The 21,882-nt window shown below is 66.5% G+C and carries 26 protein-coding genes, 3 tRNA genes and 1 other RNA gene; 21 read left to right on the top strand and 9 right to left on the bottom strand.

What is annotated here, in order from left to right; translation table 11 throughout:
- The first annotated feature begins 8 nt into the window (after nt 1-8).
- Nucleotides 9-351: a transfer-messenger RNA gene (gene ssrA / locus WEB06_04770) on the top strand.
- 111 nt (nt 352-462) lie between these two features.
- Here the strand turns inward: ssrA and WEB06_04765 are convergent.
- Both WEB06_04765 and WEB06_04760 read right to left on the bottom strand, forming a co-directional pair.
- A complete protein-coding gene (locus WEB06_04765) occupies nt 463-687 on the bottom strand; it encodes a type II toxin-antitoxin system MqsA family antitoxin (protein ID MEX2554923.1) in 225 nt (74 codons plus the stop codon).
- Nucleotides 684-971 carry a DUF4258 domain-containing protein gene (locus WEB06_04760; GenBank protein MEX2554922.1) on the bottom strand — a complete coding sequence of 96 codons (288 nt, stop codon included), beginning with the start codon at nt 969-971 and terminating at the stop codon, nt 684-686. Before WEB06_04760 ends, WEB06_04765 begins: the two co-directional genes overlap by 4 nt.
- A gap of 306 nt (nt 972-1,277) precedes the next feature.
- On the opposite strand from WEB06_04760, the gene WEB06_04755 reads away from it, so the two are divergent.
- Together WEB06_04755 and WEB06_04750 are read left to right on the top strand one after the other, a co-directional pair.
- Nucleotides 1,278-1,553 carry a type II toxin-antitoxin system prevent-host-death family antitoxin gene (locus WEB06_04755; GenBank protein MEX2554921.1) on the top strand — a complete coding sequence of 92 codons (276 nt, stop codon included), beginning with the start codon at nt 1,278-1,280 and terminating at the stop codon, nt 1,551-1,553.
- Nucleotides 1,543-1,944, top strand: a complete 402-nt coding sequence (locus WEB06_04750; protein ID MEX2554920.1) for a type II toxin-antitoxin system VapC family toxin — start codon at nt 1,543-1,545, stop codon at nt 1,942-1,944. The genes WEB06_04755 and WEB06_04750 overlap by 11 nt, the downstream gene beginning before the upstream one ends.
- 133 nt (nt 1,945-2,077) lie before the next feature.
- Here WEB06_04750 and WEB06_04745 read toward each other — a convergent pair whose 3' ends face one another.
- Nucleotides 2,078-3,454, bottom strand: a complete 1,377-nt coding sequence (locus tag WEB06_04745; protein ID MEX2554919.1) for a hypothetical protein — start codon at nt 3,452-3,454, stop codon at nt 2,078-2,080.
- Between the two features lie 105 nt (nt 3,455-3,559).
- Here WEB06_04745 and WEB06_04740 point away from each other — a divergent pair, with 105 nt between their 5' ends.
- Nucleotides 3,560-4,252 carry a DJ-1/PfpI family protein gene (locus tag WEB06_04740; protein MEX2554918.1) on the top strand — a complete coding sequence of 231 codons (693 nt, stop codon included), beginning with the start codon at nt 3,560-3,562 and terminating at the stop codon, nt 4,250-4,252.
- A gap of 14 nt (nt 4,253-4,266) precedes the next feature.
- Nucleotides 4,267-5,259 (top strand): hypothetical protein, encoded by a 993-nt coding sequence (locus tag WEB06_04735; protein ID MEX2554917.1) that lies wholly within the window; start codon nt 4,267-4,269, stop codon nt 5,257-5,259.
- Between the two features lie 29 nt (nt 5,260-5,288).
- Here WEB06_04735 and WEB06_04730 read toward each other — a convergent pair whose 3' ends face one another.
- Nucleotides 5,289-6,215, bottom strand: a complete 927-nt coding sequence (locus WEB06_04730; protein ID MEX2554916.1) for a catalase family peroxidase — start codon at nt 6,213-6,215, stop codon at nt 5,289-5,291.
- A gap of 65 nt (nt 6,216-6,280) precedes the next feature.
- Here WEB06_04730 and WEB06_04725 point away from each other — a divergent pair, with 65 nt between their 5' ends.
- Nucleotides 6,281-8,074, top strand: a complete 1,794-nt coding sequence (locus WEB06_04725) for a CocE/NonD family hydrolase (protein ID MEX2554915.1) — start codon at nt 6,281-6,283, stop codon at nt 8,072-8,074.
- Nucleotide 8,075: 1 nt separating this feature from the next.
- Here WEB06_04725 and WEB06_04720 read toward each other — a convergent pair whose 3' ends face one another.
- Together WEB06_04720 and WEB06_04715 are read right to left on the bottom strand one after the other, a co-directional pair.
- Complete coding sequence (locus WEB06_04720) at nt 8,076-8,393, bottom strand: transcriptional regulator (protein ID MEX2554914.1); 318 nt, start codon at nt 8,391-8,393, stop codon at nt 8,076-8,078.
- Nucleotides 8,390-9,070: a hypothetical protein gene (locus WEB06_04715; GenBank protein MEX2554913.1), complete on the bottom strand. Its 681-nt coding sequence runs from the start codon at nt 9,068-9,070 to the stop codon at nt 8,390-8,392. The genes WEB06_04720 and WEB06_04715 overlap by 4 nt, the downstream gene beginning before the upstream one ends.
- Nucleotides 9,071-9,178: 108 nt before the next feature.
- Between WEB06_04715 and WEB06_04710 the strand changes: the two genes are divergently transcribed.
- The 15 genes from WEB06_04710 to WEB06_04640 all read left to right on the top strand — a co-directional run bounded on the left by WEB06_04710 (nt 9,179) and on the right by WEB06_04640 (nt 21,507).
- Complete coding sequence (locus tag WEB06_04710; protein ID MEX2554912.1) at nt 9,179-9,391, top strand: DUF2277 family protein; 213 nt, start codon at nt 9,179-9,181, stop codon at nt 9,389-9,391.
- Between the two features lie 7 nt (nt 9,392-9,398).
- Entirely contained in the window at nt 9,399-9,836 is a 438-nt protein-coding gene (locus WEB06_04705; GenBank protein ID MEX2554911.1) for an alpha/beta fold hydrolase, read from the top strand.
- Between the two features lie 57 nt (nt 9,837-9,893).
- Nucleotides 9,894-10,163, top strand: coding sequence for an alpha/beta hydrolase (locus WEB06_04700; GenBank protein MEX2554910.1), 270 nt, complete (start codon nt 9,894-9,896; stop codon nt 10,161-10,163).
- Between the two features lie 3 nt (nt 10,164-10,166).
- Nucleotides 10,167-11,222, top strand: coding sequence for a selenide, water dikinase SelD (gene selD, locus WEB06_04695; protein ID MEX2554909.1), 1,056 nt, complete (start codon nt 10,167-10,169; stop codon nt 11,220-11,222).
- A gap of 105 nt (nt 11,223-11,327) precedes the next feature.
- Nucleotides 11,328-11,723 carry a M67 family metallopeptidase gene (locus WEB06_04690; protein ID MEX2554908.1) on the top strand — a complete coding sequence of 132 codons (396 nt, stop codon included), beginning with the start codon at nt 11,328-11,330 and terminating at the stop codon, nt 11,721-11,723.
- A 2-nt stretch (nt 11,724-11,725) separates the two neighbouring features.
- On the top strand, nt 11,726-12,004 hold the full coding sequence (locus WEB06_04685; protein MEX2554907.1) for a MoaD/ThiS family protein: 279 nt from the start codon (nt 11,726-11,728) through the stop codon (nt 12,002-12,004).
- Between the two features lie 12 nt (nt 12,005-12,016).
- Entirely contained in the window at nt 12,017-12,952 is a 936-nt protein-coding gene (locus tag WEB06_04680) for a cysteine synthase (GenBank protein ID MEX2554906.1), read from the top strand.
- Nucleotides 12,953-13,001: 49 nt separating this feature from the next.
- Complete coding sequence (gene murI, locus WEB06_04675; GenBank protein MEX2554905.1) at nt 13,002-13,829, top strand: glutamate racemase; 828 nt, start codon at nt 13,002-13,004, stop codon at nt 13,827-13,829.
- A complete protein-coding gene (locus WEB06_04670; GenBank protein MEX2554904.1) occupies nt 13,829-14,581 on the top strand; it encodes an MBL fold metallo-hydrolase in 753 nt (250 codons plus the stop codon). The genes murI and WEB06_04670 overlap by 1 nt, the downstream gene beginning before the upstream one ends.
- The gene (gene rph, locus WEB06_04665; GenBank protein MEX2554903.1) at nt 14,582-15,301 is read left to right on the top strand and encodes a ribonuclease PH; all 720 of its coding nucleotides are present in this window, start codon (nt 14,582-14,584) and stop codon (nt 15,299-15,301) included.
- On the top strand, nt 15,298-15,903 hold the full coding sequence (gene rdgB / locus WEB06_04660) for an RdgB/HAM1 family non-canonical purine NTP pyrophosphatase (GenBank protein ID MEX2554902.1): 606 nt from the start codon (nt 15,298-15,300) through the stop codon (nt 15,901-15,903). Before rph ends, rdgB begins: the two co-directional genes overlap by 4 nt.
- Nucleotides 15,904-16,045: 142 nt before the next feature.
- The gene (locus tag WEB06_04655; GenBank protein MEX2554901.1) at nt 16,046-16,360 is read left to right on the top strand and encodes a toll/interleukin-1 receptor domain-containing protein; all 315 of its coding nucleotides are present in this window, start codon (nt 16,046-16,048) and stop codon (nt 16,358-16,360) included.
- Between the two features lie 395 nt (nt 16,361-16,755).
- Complete coding sequence (locus WEB06_04650; protein ID MEX2554900.1) at nt 16,756-16,968, top strand: hypothetical protein; 213 nt, start codon at nt 16,756-16,758, stop codon at nt 16,966-16,968.
- 459 nt (nt 16,969-17,427) lie between these two features.
- The gene (locus WEB06_04645; GenBank protein MEX2554899.1) at nt 17,428-20,226 is read left to right on the top strand and encodes a LuxR C-terminal-related transcriptional regulator; all 2,799 of its coding nucleotides are present in this window, start codon (nt 17,428-17,430) and stop codon (nt 20,224-20,226) included.
- A gap of 126 nt (nt 20,227-20,352) precedes the next feature.
- Complete coding sequence (locus tag WEB06_04640) at nt 20,353-21,507, top strand: ScyD/ScyE family protein (protein MEX2554898.1); 1,155 nt, start codon at nt 20,353-20,355, stop codon at nt 21,505-21,507.
- 42 nt (nt 21,508-21,549) lie between these two features.
- Here WEB06_04640 and WEB06_04635 read toward each other — a convergent pair.
- From WEB06_04635 to WEB06_04625, 3 genes are all read right to left on the bottom strand, one after another.
- Nucleotides 21,550-21,633 (bottom strand) — tRNA-Leu (locus WEB06_04635).
- Between the two features lie 65 nt (nt 21,634-21,698).
- Nucleotides 21,699-21,772: transfer RNA gene (locus tag WEB06_04630), tRNA-Lys, on the bottom strand.
- Nucleotides 21,773-21,806: 34 nt separating this feature from the next.
- A tRNA-His gene (locus tag WEB06_04625) sits at nt 21,807-21,880 on the bottom strand.
- Nucleotides 21,881-21,882 lie beyond the last annotated feature (2 nt).

The following is a 21,882-nucleotide window of genomic DNA, read 5'->3' as shown; positions in this document are numbered from 1 at the left end:
CAAAACATGGGGGTGCATGGCTTCGATTTCGACCGACGAGTCGGAGGAAGCGGGCCAGGGTCTCCGGAGCCCTGTCAAAAGCCGGAACTAACACAAGCGCCAATAACGACGCGCTCGCTGCCTAATTAGGTAGCCGTTCTCCCGGAAGCGCCTGCGGTCCGGATCGGAACGTCATCAAGCAGGCTCAACCCCTCGGGAGCGTCCGAGTACCGAGGGGGAAATCGATCGGGCTGGGGCACCCGGAGCGCGTCGGTGCGCGCCGGGAGCCCGAGACTTAATACGCCGACTGCGCCCGGAGAAGCTCCGGTTCGAGATCGAAAGACAGGGGTTCGAATCCCCTCACCTCCACTTTCATTGACTCCGCGTTCCCGCTGGTGAGCGGCCCGGCAGGTGGCCTGTTACGGCTGACTGCTAAGGGGATTCGAACCTCGAGCGTGTGACCCGCGAGTCTGTGTTGCCGAGCTACGCGGCGAAACGGCGAACCTCGACGTCTACGCCGAGCTCCGCAGCGTTCTTGATCTCGTCGAGCAATGCCGCGGTCGTAGCTTCGTCGACGTACGCTTCGCCGCAGTTCTCGCAGACGTCAGCGGGGACTCCCTTGATGACGAGCGTCGTGTTGCCGCGCTCAAGAGTTACTGTCGTTTCACCACGGACGGTGTCGCCGTGCTGACAGATCAGGCACTTCATCGATCCAGCCTCCGTCTGAACGTCGGATCCCATTGTGCCGCATCAGGCTCGTAAACGGTAACGATGAACGTCCTGCCGTTATCCTGATCATGTGCGGCGACGACGTGCAACGGCCTCTGCCCGATGTGGCTGAGGACCAGCTTGCTCGGAAAGGGTGTGTCGTCGGGGTAGGACTCGATGACCTCTCCGGACTCGAGGACGGCTCGAACATCAGACACCGAGATGTCCCGATCGGCCATGCGACGGATCGCATGTACGCGGAAGATCAGCCGACCAGGCTCCACATCCTCGATGCTAGCGGGAAGGTATGACAGTCGGGGCCGAAGCCAGTGCTTCCTTCAAACCGAGCAGCCTCGTGGCGAGGTTCGAATACCGACCCCTCACCTCCACTTTCCGATGGGACGACATCAGCGCTGATCAGCGTGGCTCCTGAGCGTCCGATCACGGGCGACTGCTAACGGGATTCGAACTGAAAGCTTCCGCGGCGACCAAGATGCCGGCGAGGATGCGGATCCAGACATCGGTATTGAGCGAGCCGAGTCGGGAGTGCTGCCCTTGTGCGCGGGTTCTTGGTGTGCTACAAATAGCACATGAATAGCGTGGGCGTTCGAGAGCTTCGCCAACGAGCCAGCGAACTGCTTCGTCGTGTGGAGGCGGGAGAGACCTTCGAGGTGACCGACCGCGGCCGCCCGGTGGCAGTCCTCGGGCCGGTGCGCGACCGGCGCCCTCTGGAGCGGCTGCGGGAGACCGGGGAGATCGAACCTGCTCGGGGCGACCTCAGCGACCTGCCCGACCCCATCAAGCTCGCGCCTGGCCAGGAACGCCCGTCGCACGTGCTGGAGCGGCTTCGGGAACATGAGCGCTGAGAAGGCGATCTATCTCGATTCCTCCGCGATCGTGAAACTGGCGGTCCACGAACCGGGATCTGCTGCGCTGCGCCGGTATGTGAGGCGACGCCGACCCTTGATCTCGAGTGCGCTCGCACGGACCGAGGTCGCGCGCGCACTGCTGTTGCTGGGTTCCGGGGTAGTTCAGCGCGGACAAGAGGTCCTGGCTCGGCTGGAGTTGGCCAGAGTGAACGACTGGGTTCTCACTGCTGCAGGGAAGCTGCTGCCGGCCGGACTGCGGTCGCTCGACGCGATCCATCTGGCGACGGCGCTGGAACTCGGTTCCGACTTGACACGATTCGTCACCTACGACGAGAGGATGGCGGCGGCCGCTCGCGGCCTGGGATTGGCCGTCTCCGCTCCCGAATGACGATGACTCAGACGCTGGTGCCGAGCACATCCTGGATGGCACCGAGCAAGTTCGAATAGCAACCCGTTGGCTCCACCATGAGCCCAGGCCGCGGATAGGGCCTGGGCTTTCTCACGCGCTGGGAAAGCCGGCGTCAGGCGCCGAAGAAGAACGGGCTCGCGTACGCGACCCCGTTGCCGAACGCCGCGTAGATCGCATCCGCGCGCTCGTCGGCCGGCTCGGACGGGTCGGTGATCCGGAGCACGACCCAGTCGCCGTCGGCGACGTCGATGTTCGTGGTGAACGAATAGACGGGGTCGGCCGGGCCCGGCACGGTGAACGCATGCACCTCCTGGACCGACGGCATGACCATGCCCGATCGCAGGACTTGCACGAGCAGCGGCCGGCCGATCCACTCGGGCCCGCGGTCGATGTCGATCTGGAACGTGATCGGCCCGCTCGTGTGCGCGAGCGTCTTGCCCATGCGCACGCCGTTCGCGGCTGCGTCGAGCCGCAGGCCGCGCAGCCGTGTCGCGAAGAACCGCCGGTCGGCCAGCGCGTCGCGCACCCCGGCGCGGGTCAGCTCGGTGACGTACAACCCGGCGCGGCCCTTGCCGTCGGGGAACCCCCAATCGGTTCCATGCTCGTCGGTGACTCCCGTGAGGCCGACGCGCCAGCCCGCGTTCAGACATTCGTTCAGCGGGGACTCCGCGATCGAGTTCGTCCCTTCGTAGATGTAGTCCTCTCGGCGGTTGAACATCTCCACGCTCACGATCCGGTCTCCGACCGCCGGCTGGAGCCTGAAGTTCGAGAACCGGCCGGGCTCACGTCCCGGGTGGTTGAAACCTGCGATGCCGTCGGCGCCGCCCCCGATGACGGGACGTCCGGGATCCGCCGTCAGCCATTCGTAGAACAGGGCCATCCCTACCGGCGGCGTCGGCGCGCCTTTCACGATCGCGTCGAGCGGCGCCATCAGCTCGGCGGGGACGTTCGCCTCGTCGTGGAGGAACTGCGCCGCCCCCTCTCCGGTTCCGGCGCCCGCGGTGTGGAGCGGGTCCATCCACCGCTCCGAGAACCAGACGTTCATGTGTCCGAGCGTCGGGCTCGACCACTCGAACGCCCGCAGGGCCACGAACTCGCCGTCGACCTGCGCCGCGTCGGCGAGCTGGCGCGCGTGCGCCCAGGTCTCCTCGTTGATCCCCGCGAGGCTCTGGCACTCGGAGTCTGGGCATACGTTCATCGGGAGGCCGTAACTGAGGGTCGAGTGGTCGCTGAGGGCGGCGACGTCGAGCCCGGCTGCCCGCATCGAGTCGAAGGCGAGCGACGGATCGCCGTCTCCGTCGGAGTGGAGGCTGTGGTTGTGCAGGTCGGCGTGCGCCACCCAGGTCCCGGGGAACAGCCGGGACTCCCGTGGCGTCCCGAACACCGAGACCGGCCCGAGCGTCTCGGCCAGCACGCCGAGTGGCCGCGCGATCAGCAGAGCGCCGAACGCGCCGCCTGCCTTCAGAAACTCACGCCTCGAGACGGGCACGTCTCAGAGATTCGACGCGGAGCCGGGACGCTCCTGTCGTATCCCCGGATGCCCAAAAACTCGGCCTTGGCAGGACGCCACTCAAATTCAGAGAAAGAAAGGGACGTGGAAAAGCAGATCGCGTTCGTGGTGTACGACGGGCTCACGCCCTTGGATCTGGTCGGCCCCCTGCAGGTGATGTCCGCGCTCGAGCGCTTCGCGCCCGAGTGGAAGGTCGCGGTCGTGGGGAAGACGCTCGACACGGTCGGCACGGACACGCCGCTCCGGGTGGCCCCCAGCGCTACGTTCGCCGATGTGCCATCGCCGTACGCGATCATCGTGCCCGGCGGCGAGGTCCCCACACTCCACGCGATGTACGACGACGCGATCCAGGGCTACGTGCGCAAGGCGGCCGAAACCGCGGAGGTCGTCGGTTCGGTGTGCACCGGCGCGCTCATCCTCGCCGCGGCAGGCCTCCTCGAGGGGCGCGACGCGACGACTCACTGGGCGTACTCGGGTCTGCTCTCAAAGTTCGGAGCGCGATACGTGGAAGCTCGCTGGGTCGAGGCCGGCAAGGTCATCACCGCCGCCGGCGTGTCGGCCGGGATCGATCTCGCGCTCCACCTCGTCGGCAAGCTCGCCGGCGAGCAGCTCGCGCGGTTCATCCAGCTCGGCATCGAATACGACCCGCAGCCGCCGTTCGGACCGATGGACCGCTCTCCTGCGACCCCCGAGCTCAAAGCCGCCGCGCTCAAGGTGGGCCTCGAGAAGGCGTTCGGCGACCGGCCGGAGATCCTGACCCGCCTCACCGGCGGCTGAAGCGCGGCGCGCACATGCCGACGACCTCCGAGGGCAAACGGCGCCGGCTGATCCCGCTTATCGTCGCGGTCGCCTGTCTTGCTCTCGTCGACGTCTCGGTCCGTGCTGCGGTCCCGCGCGCGGCGTCGTTCAACGCCTGGAACGATTGGCAGGCGACCCACAAGGTCGCCGCGATCGACGCGCTGGCACGTCGCGGCGGCTCGCCGCTCGTGCTTATGGGCTCGTCGATGATGGATTACGCGGTGGACCCCGGCGCGCTCTCGAAGCTGCTCGGTCTGAAGCGTCCGGTGTTCAACGCATCATTGAACGGCGCGGAAGCCCGGCTCATGGATTTCTGGCTGCTCAACGTCGTCGTGCCGCGGTTGCGTCCGCGTGTCGTCGTGATCGGCGTTTCGAGCCGAGAGCTCAACGACCTCGGGGAAGGGACTAGACGGGCCTTCGACGCGGTCCGTGACTCGTACGGGGGCCGGGCCGTGGCGGGGGACCTTTCCCCGACCGAGCGCATCCTCGAGCTGGGGGAGCGCGTCTCGGGCCTCGTTCGATACCGCAGCCTTCTCCGAAAGCCGTCGCGCCTGTTCGACGCCGAACCCCTCGAGGAAGGACTTGCCGTGTCTGCGCTCGGGGCTCCCACACACTCGCGCCGAACGGACGTCTACCGAACCCTTCCGCCGATCTCGGGCGGGTTCGCCGTCGGCGGCTCGTCGATGCGGGCGTTGGACCACCTCATCGGACGGCTCGAGTCGCTGGGTATCCGCGTCCTGCTCGTCGAGATGCCGATCAGCCCTGACGGGTACGCGCGGCATCCGAACGGGATCGCCGACTACCGGAGCTTCCAGCAGGCGGTCGCGGGGTTCGTCGCCGCGAAAGGTCTCCCTTTCTCCGACATGCTCAGTCCGTTCCCGACGACCGAATGGTTCGGGGACACGCTCCACCTCAACAGGCGAGGGCGAGAACGGTTCACGCGACTGCTGGCAGGGATCCTCGCTCCCTCGGTCGCGGACCTCTAAGCAGCTCCGCGGTCGAACGCCACCGACGACTAGCGCGAGCGGGCACGTTTCTTCGATGAGACCGCGTAGGCATGGGGGCGTGCCAACAGCACGGGGTCGTCGGATGCCTCGATGCCATCACACAGGCGCGTCGGGTCGAACAGCAGGCGCTCGCAGCCCTGCTCCTGGTCGTCGACCGGGCCCGTGATCTCCAGGCGGCCGGCCGCGATCTCCTCGCCGTCGCCCGTCCATTCCTCCGTTGGGTCGGTGGTGCTGTCTCCCTCACCGGCGGTGCGAAGGTAGAGCGTGAACGACGCGGGTCCGTCCGCGAGACGAGAGACCAGATCCTCGCGGAGGTAATCGGGGCTCAGCGCGTTCGCTTCGTCCGGCTCCAGCGTTCGAACACCGAGATCCGGCGTGATCCTGTAGCGGACGAACCTGCTCGTCCCGTCGGCGGCGACGAACCGGAAAGCGTGGAGCGCGAAGTACTCCGTCTCGAGGAAGCTCGCCACCGGCGGTGCGCTGATGAGAATCTGAGCGGCGCGCTGCGACTCGGGGCGAGCGCCGACGAACGCCATCAGCCCGGCGATATCTGGCTGCCCCGTCTCCGGATCCGGCTTGCGCAGACGCAGGAACTCGAGGACCTCCTCCGGCGTTCGCACGATGAAGACCGGATTGTTGATCGCAACGACATCGGTCGAGCGTCGCTCGTCGATGTGGAACTTGATCGCCATGCCGCGCGGCTCGCGCCCGGCGTCGTGCGCCGTGGGATCGCCGCTCCCGTTGGAGAAGCGCACGGTGGTGCGGACGGCCGTTCCCTGCATGTGCGGGGCCCGCGTGAGCGCGGCCGCTTCCGGGGTCGCGGTGAAGGTCGCCGCGCAGCAGGTTCCCTTCGCGTGAACCGCCCGCTGGCCGGCGTGCTCACCGAACAATGCGTTGAAAGCGGCAACGAGATCCTCGGCAAGTTTGTCGGCCATGTGCCACTGATATCCGGCCGAGCACAGAACGGTCAACTATCGCCAAATGGGAGGAAGCCTTACGCTTGCTTACGAACCTCTGTGAACCGAGTCCCGAGGAGGCACCCCTGAAACCGTCGATCCGGCTCTTTCTTGCCGTCGCCGTGCTCGCCGCCGTGCTCGGCCCGGCCACGGCCGACCCGGCCGGCACCGCCCGCGAGTCTGGCTACGTCGAGCTACCCGACGGCGTCACCCTTGCTTACACGGCGGTCTACCCGAACGACGGTCTGCCGCACCCCACCCTCATGGAGTACTCGGGCTACAACCCCGGCTCGGTCCCGGATCAGCCGTACATCGATCGGTACGTGAGCAAGGGGTACGCGTTCATCGGCGTCAACATCCGCGGCACCGGCTGTTCGGGTGGGACGTTCGACTTCTTCGAGCCGCAGCAGGGCCTCGACGGCGCATTCGTGATCGACAACTTCATCCCGACGAGGCCGTGGTCGAACGGCGACGTCGCGATGATCGGCAAGTCCTATCCTGGGATCACGCAGCTGTTCGTCGCCCAGGAACGGCCGGCGCACCTCAAGGCGATCGCGCCCGGCCACTTCTACGGCGATATCTACCGCGACGTCGCGTACCCCGGCGGCATCTTCAACTACTCGTTCGCCGGGCTGTGGAGCTTCATCTCGCAGCCCACCGAAGGCCGCCTGTCCGCTATCCAGGCGATCGCCGGCGGGGACACGACGTGTGCGGCGAACCTCGCGCAGCACGAAGTCACCAACCTTCGTTACAACCCGTTCATCCAAGCGCAGGAGCATCCGTTCATCGACGACCTCATCCGTGAGCGCTCGCCGATCGTGCGCGCGAAGGACATCGACGTGCCGATCTTCACCGCGATCGCCTGGCAGGACGAGCAGGTCGGCCCGCGCGAAGTCCTATTCCTCGAGCAGCTCGACGTGCCGTACTGGGCGATCCTGAGCAACGGCGACCACGGCATGTACCGCACCGAGACGTCGCTCACGTTGCTCGACGCATATCTCGACCACTTCCTGCGGGGCGTCGACAACGGCTTCGGGAACAACCCGCACGTGATGGTCTGGTGGGAGTCGAAGACCGACACGCGCGCGCCGACCTGGGTCACCGGGCTTTCGTCCTGGCCGGCCGCCGCGAGCGCGAAGCGGCTCTATCTCGGTGCCGGTGGAGCCTTGACCGATCAGGCTCCTCCCGCGGGCGGGATGCCGGACCCGTACGTGTACCCCGCGGGCTCGCAGGGGATCGCGAACGCGCGCTACGGATATGCCTCGCTGCCCGACGCGTACCTGTGGCCGGTGAAGCCGCTGCCGGGCACGGCCGTGTCGTACACGTCGGCGGCGTTCACGGAAGACACCGTGCTGCTCGGCTCGGCGTCGCTTGACCTATGGCTGGCATCGACCGCGCCCGACACCGACCTCGAGGTGACACTCACTGAAGTGCGGCCCGACGGCGAGGAGATGTACGTCCAGAAAGGCTGGCTCAGGGCCTCGCACCGCGCCGAGGACATGGCGCTGTCCACGACTCTGCGTCCCGTCCAGACGCACCTGCTCGACGACTTCGAGCCGCTCGTTCCGGGGTCTCCGACGCCGATGCGGGTCGAGATCTTCCCGTTCGGACACGTGGTACGAGCCGGGTCAAAGGTCCGGGTTTGGATCGCCGCGCCGACGCTCCTCCCCGAGTTGTGGGGCTTCGCATTCTTGCCGGTGCCCGCCGTCAACCTCGTCTACCACGACGCGACGCATCCGTCGTCGCTCGTGCTTCCCGTGGCGGGCGGCATCGCGATCGGCAGCGCAGGGTTCCCCGAGTGCGGAACCGTGATCCGTCAGCCCTGCCGGCCGGCCTGACTCAGCGCTTCCGCGCGCCGTTGCCGAGGCCGGCGACCAGCTCGCGAAGGGCCTTGACCTCCGCCTCGAGTGCTGTGCGTCCCTCGCGCGTGATCGAGACCCGCGTCCGCGGACGCTTACCCTCGAAGGACTTGACGATCCGAAGGTAGCCGGCGTCCTCGAGGACCTGGAGGTGCCGGGAGAGATTCCCGTCGGTCAACTCGAGTGAGTCGCGCAGGAGCTGGAAGTCGATGTCCTCGGCCGGCTCCAAAAGAGCGAGGATCCCAAGCCGCACACGCTGGTGGACGACGTCGTCGATGCGCGTGGAAGGGTGAGTCATCGGCTCTTCCTCTGAGCGAGGGTCAGGCAAAGGCCCCCGATCGAGAACATCAAGACGTACGAACCAACCGCCAGGGCGGGCCAGTGGTCCGACCAGATGAACGGAGCGGGGAGTATCCCGAACAGCGCCGTCACGCCTGCCAAGGAAAGGGCTCGGTTTCCCATATGCATGCCCACGAGGATCGCGATGACACTGGCACCCACGAAAGCCATCGAGGGAGACATGGCGACCATGAAGAAGGCTCCCAGGGCGACCGGGCCCAGTATCACGAGAGCTGCCGCCAGGACGATGCCCTCCCCGACCGAGATCTGGCGGCGACGCTCGCGTGCCCGATGGACGGGTTGGCGGCGATAGTCGATGATCGAGACGGCGGCGGCTACGACCGCTGCGACCACAACCACGGCGTAGGCGATGGCGGCGAAATCGCCGCTGCCGCCCAGGCTGATGAAAGTGATGCCGTCGGCGCCCCGCGTCACCTCGGAAACGCCCGTCCTTCGGGTGAACGCGGCGACCGGAAGAGCCGCGGCGAACGTACCCGCCCAAACCCAGAGGGGAAACGCTCGAGCTTTCGCGAGGGTTTCGCTGCGACGCCGTAGACCGTCCACTTCACGGAGTGTCTCCGCCGCTGCGCGAACGTCGGGCCCTGTGTCATCGAAAACGGCCGGCTGGTCGTTCATCGCTTCCCCTTCCCCTTCCCGTCCGCGCTCGGTCATCCCAATAACTTTGTAGTACAAAGTACCCTGCGTTGTCAAGAGTGGATCCCGGCGACCCGATATGCTGACTTCATGTGCCGAAGCATAAAGAGGCTCCGAACCCCGGAGGGCCCGGCGACCGAGACGGAGATCGAGGAGGCCGCGCTCCAGTTCGTGCGCAAGATCAGCGGCTTCCGCGCGCCGACGCAGCGTCATCAGGAAGCGTTCGAGGCGGCCGTCGCCGAGGTCGCCGGAACGTCCCGGCGTTTGCTCGCCGAGATCGACGCGCGGCTGAAGGCTCACTGACCCTCCGGTGACGGCCGAGCGGGTCGAGTTCCGCAACGCCCGCGGCCTCAAGCTGGTCGGAGACCTGACGCCCGGTGGGGACGCCGCGGTGGTGCTGTGTCATGGCTTCACCGGGGACCGGCACGAAGACGGACGCTTCGACATCGCCGCCCGAGCGCTAAACAAGGACGGGTTCACGGTCCTCACGTTCGATTTCGCAGGCAGCGGCGAAAGCGACGACCTTCCGATCACCGTCGCCGGCGAGGTCGAGGATCTCCGGGCGGCGCTGGCGTTCGTGCGCGACCGCGGCGCCGAGCAGGTTGCCGTGCTCGGGCTATCGCTCGGCGCGGAGGTCGCCGCGCACGTTGCCGCGGACGAACAGATCGACGCGCTCGTCTTCTGGGCGCCGGTCACCGCGCCGTCGTCGGATCGGACGGTCTGGTACTCGCGCGTGCAGCTCGAATAGCTCGAGCGGACGGGGCTCATCACCTGGGGGAAGGACGCCGGACCGCGCAGGCACGTCGTGATCGACGGCCGGCACCTCGATGAGCGGCGCTCGCTCGACCGCCGTGCTCTCCTCGGAGGGATCCGCACGCCGGTCCTGATCGTGCACGGATCGCGCGACGAGCTCGTGCCTTTCGAATGGTCGCGGACGGCGCTGCCGCTCCTGCCGGCCGGGTCGGAGCTGAGGATCGTGCGGGGAGCGGATCACGTCTTTCACAAGCAACTGCGGAGATTCATCCGTCCCACGCGACAGTGGTTCCGCGCGTGGCAATATGCCGCGAGGAGGTAGAGCGTGGCGACGCAAGAGATCCGCCTGACGAGCTTCAGCCACGGCGCCGGCTGTGCGTGCAAGCTCGGCCCGGCCGATCTCGCGAAGGTGCTCGAGCGCCTGCAGCCGAGCGGCGCGACGCCCGATCCGGCGCTCCTCGTCGGCACCGACACCGGCGACGACGCGGCGGTGTACAGGCTGGACGACAAGATCGCGCTGGTCTTCACGACCGACTTTTTCACGCCGATCGTCGACGACCCGTACGACTGGGGTCGCATCGCCGCCGCGAACGCGCTGAGCGATGTCTATGCGATGGGGGGACGGCCGTTGCTCTGTCTCAACCTCGTCTGCTGGCCGTCCGAGACGCTGCCGCTCGAGCTTCTCGCGCGCGTGCTCGACGGCGGCAGCGCCGTCGCGGCCGAGGCGGGTGCGCTCGTCGCCGGAGGCCACACGATCGACGACGCCGAGCCGAAGTACGGGATGGCGGTGATCGGGCTCGCCGACCCCGAGCGCGTCGTCACCAACGCCGCTGTCCAGCCGGGCGACATCCTCGTGCTCACCAAGCCGCTCGGGATCGGCGCGATCACCACGGGGATCAAACGCGGCCTCACGCCGCCCGAACTCGTCGAGCGGGCGGTCACGACCATGACCCGGCTGAACCGCGGAGCGTCGGAAGCGATGCTCGCAGCCGGCGTGCTCGCCGCGACCGACGTCACGGGGTTCGGCCTGCTCGGCCACCTTCACAAGATGATGCTGGCCTCGGGCGTCGCGGCCGACATCGGCGCACAGGCGGTGCCGGTTCTCGAGGGCGCCCGCGATCTGGTCGCCGCGGGAGCCGTCGCCGGCGGTACCAAGCGGAACATCGCCTTCGTCGCTCCGTGGGTCCGGTTCGACGACGCCGTCGCCGAGGAAGACCGGGTCCTTCTCGCCGACGCTCAGACTTCGGGTGGCCTCCTCATCGCGTGTCCTTCGGACCGGTTGACCGACCTGCGGTCGGGTCTGGCCGGCCGGGGTGAGTCCGGCGCCGGGATCGGTCGAGTCGTGGTCGGCACACCCGGGTCCATCCGGGTAGGGCTCTGACCGGGCGTTTCGGCGTTTGCTATCCTCACCGCTCCCGGCCCCGGACGGGCTCGATACTCGGGGAATCTTGGAGGAATGTTGGACGTTCTACGACTTCCGGAGGGTATGGCGAGCGAGATGATCGAGCATGCGCAGGCCGAGTACCCGAAAGAGGCGTGCGGGATCCTCGGAGGATCCGACGGAGAGGCCATGAAGCTGTACCGGCTGACCAACGTGGATCCCGATCCGGTCATGCGCTACAACGCCGACCCCAAAGAGCTGAAGCACGTGACCGACGACATCTACGACGAGGACTGGGACGTGGTCGGGATCTACCACTCGCACACCCACTCGCCGGCTTTCCCCTCGCCGACCGACGTCGACCGGGCGTTCTACCCGGATGCCTCCTACGTTCTGGTGTCGCTCCAGGACCGCCAACGTCCCGATCTACGCGCGTTCCGTATCATCGAAGGGAAGATCACGGAGATGAAAGTTGAACGGACCGAGGACGGACGGGGATAGCGATGGCGGTGGAGGTACGGATACCGACGATCCTCCGGAAGCACACCGGAGGCGCCAAGGCCGTCGAGGCCAAAGGCTCGACCTTGCGTGAGGTCGTGGACGAGCTCGACGCGAACCATCCCGGCATCAAGGGAGCGATCGTTACCGACGCCGGCGAGATCCACCGGTTCATCAACATCTACCTCAACGACGAGGACATCCGGTTCTCCGGCGCGCTCGAGACGCCCGTCGCAGACGGCGACGTGGTCTCGATCCTGCCCGCGGTGGCCGGCGGGCGCTGAGCCCCCAAGGCCATGCGATCCGACGACATCCTCGCGTCGATCGGCAACACGCCGCTCGTCGGCCTCCCCGCGCTCTCGCCGCGTCCCGGCGTGCGTGTGTGGGCGAAGCTCGAGGGCCAGAACCCGACCGGCTCGATGAAGGACCGCATCGCGCTTCGCATGATCGAGGATGCGGTTGGGTCCGGATCGCTCACGCCGGACCGAGTCGTGCTCGAGCCGACGTCGGGGAACACGGGGATCGCGCTGGCGATGGTGTGCAAGCGCAAGGGCTTCCGGCTGGTGTGCGTGATGCCGGCGAACGTCTCGATCGAACGGCGGCAGCTGCTCGAGATGTACGGCGTCGAGATGATCTTTTCCGAGGCGGAGAAGGGATCCAACGGTGCGATCGCTTTGGCGGCCGAGATGGCGTCGTCGGACTCCAAGTACTTCATGCCGTACCAGTACGGCAATCCGGCCAACCCCGAGGCTCACTACCACGGCACGGCGGAGGAGATCATCCGCGATCTGCCGGAGGTGGATGCGTTCGTCGCCGGCCTCGGCACGGGCGGCACCCTGATGGGATGTGGACGCCGCATCAAGGAGCACAATCCCGCCGCGAAGGTGATCGCTGCCGAACCGGAATACGGCGAGCTGGTCTACGGCCTGCGCAACCTCGATGAAGGTTTCATCCCGCCGATCGTCGATCTGTCCGTGCTCGACAACAAGATCAAGGTATCGACGCGGCAGGCGCTGGCGACGACGCGCGAGCTCCTCGAGAAGGAGGCCATCTTCGCGGGGATCTCCTCGGGCGCGGCGCTGTCGGTCGCGCTGCGATTCGCGAAGGGTGCCGACGTGCGTAATGTCGTGGTCCTGCTGCCGGACGGCGGATGGAAGTACCTCTCGACCGGCGCGTACTCGGGCGACTTCGAGGAGGCGGCCGCGCGGCTCGAGGGGATCGTGTGGGCGTGAGTCGAGCCGTCCCGGAGCTTCGCCGGGCGTCGGTTACACTTCGCTGACCATGGATCCCCGCCCGATAGGCGTATTCGACTCCGGCGTCGGCGGTCTGACCGTCGTGCGCGCGATCATCGACCTCATGCCCCGGGAGCAGGTCGTCTACTTCGGCGACACGGCGCGCGGGCCGTACGGGCCTCGCGAGCGCGACGAGGTCCGCACGTTCGCGTCCGAGATCTCCGACTACCTCGTCGCACAAGATGTGAAGCTGCTCGTAGTGGCTTGCAATTCCGCATCGAGCGCGGGACTCGATCATGTGCACGCCGAACACCCCGATCGTCCCGTCATCGAGGTCATCGACCCGGCCGTGCGCGCGGCGGTGAAAGTCACACGCAACCGCCGGGTCGGCGTGATCGGCACCGCCTTGACGATCGCGTCGGGCGCCTACGAACGAGCCTTGGCCACGACGCACGAGAACGTGACTCTGCTGGGACGGGCGTGCCCGCGGTTCGTCGAATTCGTGGAACGGGGAGAGACCGCTGGGCCGGAGATCATCGGTCTGGCGCGCGGATATCTCGAGCCACTCGTCGCAGAGGACATCGACACGCTGATCCTCGGGTGCACCCACTACCCGCTGCTCACCGGCGTGTTGCACTACGTGATGGGACACGACGTCGCGCTCATCTCGAGCGCCGAGGAGACGGCCAAGGACGTCTTCGCCGAGCTCGCGGCGCGCGACGGGTTCCGTTCGGGACCCGAGCCGCGGCATCGCTTCGTTTCAAGCGGCGACCCGGCGACGTTCCAGGTGCTCGGCGCACGGTTCCTCGGCCCAGAGATCGGCGCGGTCGAGGAACGCTCGCTCGGCCCCTCGGACGACGTGCGGCGGGCGGTCTAGTGGAGCTGATCGTTCTCGGCGCGAACGGCACCTACCCGCGGGCGGGCGGCGCGTGCTCCGGCTATCTGGTGCGTCACGAGGGATTCACCCTGTGGATGGACACCGGCCACGGCACACTGGCGCACCTGCAAGAGCACGTCGCCGTCACCGACGTGGACGCGGTCTACATCTCGCACGCGCACCCCGACCACTTCGTGGACATCTACCCGTTCTTCTACTCCATGTTCTGGCGGGACAACCGCAAACCGAGCGTCCCCATGTACGGGCCGCGGATGGCGCACGAGCGGCTGAGCCGCTTGCTGACGCCTCGCGACGGCCAAGACGACTTCAACACGATGCTGCCCTGGAACGAATTCGTCGCGGGGCAGGTCTTGGAGGTCGGGCCGCTGCGGCTCACGGGCTTCGACAGCGCGCACTCGTGCACCAACGTTTGCTTGCGGATCGAGGCGGACGGCAAGACGCTTACCTACACCGGAGACACCGGCCCCCATCCCGACCTCGCGAAGGCGGCCACCGGCGCGGATCTGTTCCTGTGCGAGGCGTCTTGGCTCGAGGCGGAGCGATCGATCCCCGAACCCATCCACCTCCGCGCCCGGGAGGCGGGCGAGATCGCGGCGAGCGCCGACGCGAAGCATCTGGTGCTCACCCACGTCTGGCCACATAACGACATGGATCAGGTACTCGAGCAGGCCGCTGGCGCCTTCGATGGCCCGCTCGAGATCGCCGACGGAAACATGCGCTGGGTGCTGTAGATGCGCAAAGACGGCCGGTCACCCGACGAGCTGCGCCCGATCCGCATCACGCGCAACTTCCAGGAGTTCGCCGAAGGCTCGTGCTTGATCGAGCTCGGACAGACGCGCGTGCTGTGCGCCGCTTCGTTCGAGGAGAAGGTCCCGAACTTCTTGCGTGGCAGCGGACGCGGATGGGTAACGGCCGAGTACTCGATGCTCCCGCGATCCACTTCTACGCGGACGTCGCGTGAGGTCTCCACCGGCCGTCCTTCCGGTCGCACGCAAGAGATCCAACGCCTGATCGGCCGTTCGCTCCGCGCCGTCACGCTACTCGGGGGCTTCGGCGAGGCGACGGTAACCGTCGACTGCGACGTGTTGATGGCCGACGGCGGCACGCGGACGGCGTCGATCACCGGCGCGTACATCGCCCTGTACGACGCGTTCCGCAAGATGCGCGATGCCGGGCGCCTCGAAAGCATCCCGCTGATAGAGGAAGTCGCCGCGGTAAGTGTGGGGATAGTGGGCGGCGAAGCCTTGCTCGACCTCCCCTACGAAGAGGACTCGACTGCAGGTGTCGACTTCAACGTGGTCATGACCGCCGGCGGACGCTTCGTCGAGCTGCAGGGAACCGCGGAAGGCGAGGCGTTCGACCGCGGGCAGCTCGACGGCCTGCTCGATCTCGCGTCCGGTGGGATCGAAAAGCTGGTAGTAGCGCAGCGCGAGGCGCTCGGAATCTCGTGAAACCGGCCGTCGTGCTGGCCAGTCGCAACCCCGGCAAGCTCCGAGAGATCCGCACCATCCTCGCCGAGGCGGGCGTGCCGTTAGCGGTTGTATCCGCCGACGACTTCCCCGGCTGGGAAGCCCCCGACGAGACCGAGCCCGACTACGCGGGCAACGCGCTGCTTAAGGCTCGGTCGCTGGCCGCGCTCGCGGGCGTCGCGACGCTGGCGGACGACTCCGGGATCGAGGTCGACGCGCTCGACGGTGGCCCGGGACCTCGATCGGCCCGGTTCGCCGGCGAAGCCGCGACCGACGAGGAGAATCTGAAGAAGCTCATCGAGATCGTGCGGGGCGTGCCACCCGAGCAACGAACGGCTCGATACCGGTGCGTCGCCGTGCTCGTGACACCCGACGGCAGCGAATCGCTCGCAGAAGGGACGGTTGAAGGGACGTTGATCACCGAGCCCCAGGGGAGCGGCGGCTTCGGGTACGACCCGATCTTCGTGCCAGAGGGTGACACCCGCACGATGGCCGAGCTGTCGGCGGAGGAGAAGGACCGCATCAGCCACCGCGGAAAAGCGTTCCGGGGCCTCGTCGAAGCGCTTCGCCGGCAGCCGGATTGATCGTGCGAGAGGGGAGACTTGAACTCCGCTACGGGCCGTCTCCGTTATCAGCGCGATCGACCAAACCGCAGGTGGCAGGCGTCCGTCCTGTTCATGACAGACGTCCCGGTCCTGTCCGTCCACGGTAGTCTGTGACCACATCGTGACCAAGACGCCGGAAACGGCAGGTGCGTCCGTGCACGTCTTTCTCAGCCACGCATCCGAAGACAGGGATCACGCCGAGGAGACCGCGAGGCGGCTGGGAGGGCTCGGCTGCGATGTCTTCGTGGCCTCGAAGAGCCTCCAGGGAGGCGATAAGTGGAGCGAAGAGATCATCGCCGCCCTCAAGCGTCAGCCCGGGGAAGTTGTAGTGCTCGTATCGCCGCGCTCGCTGGACAGCAAGTGGGTCTTCGCCGAAGCGCTCGTCGCCCGGGTCCTCGATAAACGACTCGTCCCGATCCTGCTCGATGGCGTTTAGGCCAACGACCTTCCCGATCCAATCTCTCGACACCAGGCGGCGACGATCGAGGAATATTGCGATCAACTCGCCAGTCGAATGACGCATGCCGAGAGCGCCGTCCCGCACGATATCTCCGTTGGGGACTGGGTGGAGATCACGAGACGTCCGTCGACCAGCGATCGCCTATCCCAGGAACTTGGTTGGGCTCCTTCTATGACCGAGCACATGGGTGCAGTGACGCGTGTCACGGGGATCGGTCCGAGTGGAGGCCTCCTCGTAGGCGCTGATGGCGGCCGACACGTGTGGTCTCCGGAGTGGTTGAGGAAGACGGACCCTCCGCCCCTTCCACCACTCAGCGAGCTACTTGTCAATCCTTAACGTGCAAGGGCGCAGGCAGAACAAACAAGCCAATCATGCCATGGCTGTTCTGGATGTTCTACATCTCGCGGGACGCTCTGAAACGGCGAGCCATCGACGACCTGTGGAAGGAGAAGGCGGCGACTTCTCCCAAGTCGCTCGCGACGACGCTGCTCGCCGATCCGGTCGTTACGGCGATCCGGAAGGAGCTTTCGTCATCAGACTCGTTTCCAATGCCCGCAGTTCCTGGACACGAAGCCCGCATCTGATGAGAGTTTTCTCTAACCAAGACGTCTTGAGTCGGGCTCGGAGCCTTCCCGAGTGTGTTTATGGCTCGTGGCTTCGAGCTCCGTAGTCGCAGAAGGCAGTTGCTCACCTGTGTCGACAACGCCGAAGCCGCAGCATCAAATCAAGCAGTCGACTGGAGATTGGCACGGCGCGAAAAGGACCCAATCGGCTCCGATAGGATTCGGTCGCGATAGCCACCTGGCGGATGTTTCTTTTCCTTCCAGAGGAGATGCTTCTCCCGCAGTTGCGGAAGTGCCGGCGACCGGGAGACCCTGAGCAGCCTCGACTCGATGGCGCCGGACCGGGCCCGAGAAGCCCGGTCGCATGGTGGCCGTAAGCCGCGACGGCCGATTACCCTCGACGATTCAAGCCCAACGGGAGGGAGAGCCACTGCTCGATCCAATGGGTCACCGAAGCACGCCTCGGGACCGAAGGCGGTCATGACGAGCCGCATCGTGCCGCTTCCGATCCGGCGGGAGACCGGATCGCCGGAGGATCTCCCGCGACATCTGACCAGCTTCATCGGCCGCACGACCGAGCTTGCAGTCATCACGGATCTGATCGCGGCGGGTCCGCTCACGACACTTACGGGCCCGGGCGGCTGCGGAAAGACGCGGCTCGCGCTAAGGACGGCCGAAACGGTAGCTGACCATTTCGCGAACGGCATCGTATGGACCGATCTCTCGGCCGTCGGCGGAGGCGACGCGCTCCCGGGCGCTCTTGCGACGGTTGCAGGACTGCGCGAATCACCACCCCTTACCATCACCGACATCCTCGTGGGGCATTTCGAGCGCCTCAAGACTCTGATCGTGCTCGACAACTGCGAGCACATCATCGATGCGTGCGCAGCTCTAGCCGACGAACTGTTGCGCCGCTGCCCGGCGCTGAAGATCCTCGCGACGTCGAGAGAGCCACTCGGGATCGACGGCGAGACCGTGTACCTCGTTCCTCCTCTGCCGACCGCTCCCGAAATGGAGGACGAACGGGCGACGACCGTCGAGGAGTACGACGGGCCTCTCCTGTTCGTCGAACGAGCGAAGCGCGCGCGATCAAACTTCGAGCTCACCGACGCGAACGCGCGGGCCGTCGCGATCATCTGCCGGCGTCTGGACGGCATGCCGCTCGCGATCGAACTCGCAGCGGCGCGGGTGCGCACGATGGGGATCGAGCAGATCGCGGAAGGACTCGACGACCGCTTCGCGCTGCTCACGAGGGGATCGCGCGCGGCCACGCCTCGACATCGCACGCTGCAGGCCTCCCTTGACTGGAGTCATACGCTCCTGGACGGCAACGAGCGAGCGCTCTTTCGGCGGTTGGCGGTGTTCGCCGGCGGGTTCTCCCTCGACGGTGTTGCAGCCGTTTGCGAGGGTGACCCCATCTCTTCCAGGGACATCCTTCCCCTGCTCACCCAGCTCGTAGACAAATCGCTCGTGACGATGAACGACGCGAACGGACGGACGAGATATCGGCTCCTCGAGACATTGCGGGAATACGCGCGCGAAAAGCTCGACGAGCATCCCGCTGACGCGGTGCGAGTCAGTGATCACCACCTCCAGCATTTCCTGCACGAGGGCCAGCAGGCGGAGGGTGGATTGGCCAGCCCCGACGTGCTCGAGTGGATCGAACGTCTCGACGTCGATCGCGAAAACTTCCATGCGGCGCTGGTATGGGGCGCCCGAGCGGAGCGCTTCGAATTGACCGCTCGCCTGGCTGCGGCGCTGGTGCGCTATTGGCAGCACCGCGGACGCTTCGACGAAGGGCGAGCCCATCTCGAGGCCGTGCTTGCGACGCAAGTGCTTCCCACTCCGCTCCGCGCAAAGATCGCCACAGGGGCGGCCCGTTTAGCGCTGCGGCAATGGGACATGGCCGCGGGCGAGGTCCTGGCACGCGAAGCCCTCACGCTCGCACGCGAGGACGATGATCACGCGCTGGCGGCGCACGCGCTTGTGGTCCTCGGCTGGGCAGCTTCCTTCACCGGTCGACGCGACGAGGCGAGAGATCTCTTCGGCGACGGCCACGAATACGCTGAGCGGAGTGGCGATCCGGCGGCCATCGCTCGCGCGTTGTGCGGTTTCGCGCAAGTGCCCTTCTCGACGGGAGAATGGAGCTTGAGCCGCCCCTTCTTCGAGCGGTCGCTCGTCGAAGCCCGAGCATCGGGGCAACTGGACCTCGTCCTGGAGGACCTTCATTATCTGTTCCTCGTTAACTGGATGGCAGGACGTGACTCTGAGGCCGAGGCGTGCGCCACGGAAGGACTGGACCTCGCGGTGCGCCTCAGCGACCCCGAATTCCGTTCGCAGTTCCTGAGTTTCCTCGCGGGCTTGCGTCTGCGGTCCGGCGACGTCGACGTGGCCAGAGCGTTGCTCGACGAAGCCTGGACCTGGGCTGAGCGGTCCGGCAGCATGTTTCCACGGAGCTTCCACCAGTCATTCCTCGCGCTTCTGGCACGCGCCGAAGGTGATCTCGAAGCGATGATCGAACGCGGCCGGCAGGTCGCGGAAATCGCTCTCGCACTTGGGGTCTACGTGCCGGCGACCGTCTTGTTCGCGTACGCAGCAGAGGCGTCGTGTTTGCTCGGGAAGACCGACGAGGCAGCACGGTATGCGGCCTCGGCTGCCGAAGCGCGCGATCGTGCAACCGGTCCTCTCGCGGCAGCACCGTGGGCGGCCGCTGTCGTGTCGTTCACCAACGGCGAACTCGCCGACGCGATCGACCGATGTCACGACGCGCTTGCGTTCGCGGTTTCGTCCGACTCACGGTGGTTCGCGGTCGAGGCGCTCGAACTCCTGGGCTGTAGCGTCGTGGGAGACGGCGATCCAGTTGAGGGGACGCGGCTCCTTGCCGCGGCGGACACCGCATTGGCCCACCTCGGCTGGCGCAGGTCTCCTACGCTCCTCGCTCGATACGAGGCAGCGATGAGCACCGCTCGGACGGCGCTGGGTGACACCCTTGACGGCGTCATCGCCGAGGGCAGGCGGATGAATCTCGACGAAGCCGTCGCCTACGCGCGACGGGGCCGCGGGGAACGCCGGCGTCCATCCAGCGGCTGGGAAAGCCTCACGCCCGTCGAGCTCGATGTCGCTCGGCTCGTCGCTCAAGGCATGACCAACCCACAGATCGCGGAACGGATGTTCGTTTCTCGAGCGACAGTGAAAGCACACCTCGGGCACATCTTCCCCAAGCTCGGCGTCGCGACGAGGGCCGAATTGGCAGCCGAGGTCGCCCGCCGGGACGTCTAAGAGGCGGATGGAGACGAACCCGACGAAATAGCCACCTGGCCGATTCTCTCGCCTGCCCAACCCGGAACACTCTTCCCCGGGAGACACGACATCCGTGTCAGAGGAGCGTCCGGGGAGGCGATTGGCATGCGTAAGTGGAGCAGGGCGATCACGACAATGGCCAGCGCGGTTCTGATGTTGTCGGCCTCGACGGCGCTAGCCCACCCGATCCATCTGCCGAACCTGGAGAGCGTCCAGATAGTCGTGGACGGCGTCGACAATCCGCGGAGTCTCGCGTTCGATGGCAACGGGGATCTCTACATCGCAGCCGCGGGTGCCGGTGGAACGGACGCATGCACGACCAACGACCAAGGGCTTTTCTGCAGCGGTCTGACCGGCGCCGTGCTCAAGGTCGCCGCAGCGGATATCCGGGAAGCGTCTCTCACCCCTGCGATCCCGATGCCGGTCGTGAGCGGGCTGATTTCGATGGCGTATCCCGGTGGCTCTATCGCGCACGGCCTCCACGGGATCGCGGCGAAAGATGGACAGACCTTCGTCGTGTTCATCGGTCCCGAACTGATCGGCACGGCGGGCTCAGAGACGTGCTGTCAGGCGAGTGTTCAGGGTGAACTTCGCGAGGCCGCGCTCGCGCAGCTCGGAAACCTGATGACCGTGAGCAACGGCACGCTGGTCAAGATCGCGGACGTCGACCATTTCGAGTACACCGAGAACCCCGTCAGCAATCCGGAGTCCAATCCTTACGCGGTAGCCATCGACCATGACGGGAGTTTCGTCATCGCCGACGCGGCCGGAAACACCATCGTGCGCGCTCAGCCAGACGGTTCGGTAAGTCTCGTAGCAGCGCTGGACGACATCATCTCAGGGCCAGAGGGACAGAGCATCCAGACCGTTCCGACCGGAATCGCGATCGGTCCGGATGGCAACTACTACGTCAGTCTTCTCGCTGGGTTCCATCCTGGGTTCGCGCGAATCGTGCGGATCACTCCGCAAGGTGTGGTGAAGACTCTTGCCGACGGACTCTCGATGCTGACGAGCATCGCGATGGCGCCGGGCGGCACGCTCTATGCCACCGAATACTCAAATGGGGACCTGGTGCGAGTGCGGCCCGACCCCGAGACGCCGGGCGCGTATCTGCCGGCAGAGGTGATCCTTCGAGGCCAGTTCGTCACGCCGACCGCCGTGACGGTCGGTCCCGACGGCTGGGTGTACGTGTCCGACGCCGGAACCTTTCCAGGATCCTATCCCGTCATCAACGGCAAGATCGTGCGGTTCAAAGGTTGATGTCGCGCGGAGAGGTCTTTACTCACCGCTCCCTCAGGTTGATGGTGCGAGAGGGGAGACTTGAACTCCCACGGGTTGCCCCACAGGATCCTAAATCCTGCGCGTCTGCCATTCCGCCACTCTCGCGTGCGCTTCCAGGCTAGCGCCGGGTGCATGCGTGATGCCCGAGCGATGTCGCTCGGGCATCGTCGTGGGCCGCCAGGGACTCGAACCCCGAACCTTAGGCTTAAGAGGCCTCTGCTCTAGCCAGTTGAGCTAGCGGCCCAGACAACCAGCAGCCTGGATGATAGTAAGCAGAGGGTGACCGAGGGGAATTGAACCCCCGACCTCCGGGACCACAACCCGGCGCTCTAACCAACTGAGCTACGGCCACCA

This window comes from Actinomycetota bacterium, assembly GCA_040905475.1.
In the GTDB taxonomy this organism is placed as follows: Bacteria; Actinomycetota; AC-67; order AC-67; family AC-67; genus DATFGK01.
This window is presented reverse-complemented; position numbering and strand designations above follow the sequence as displayed.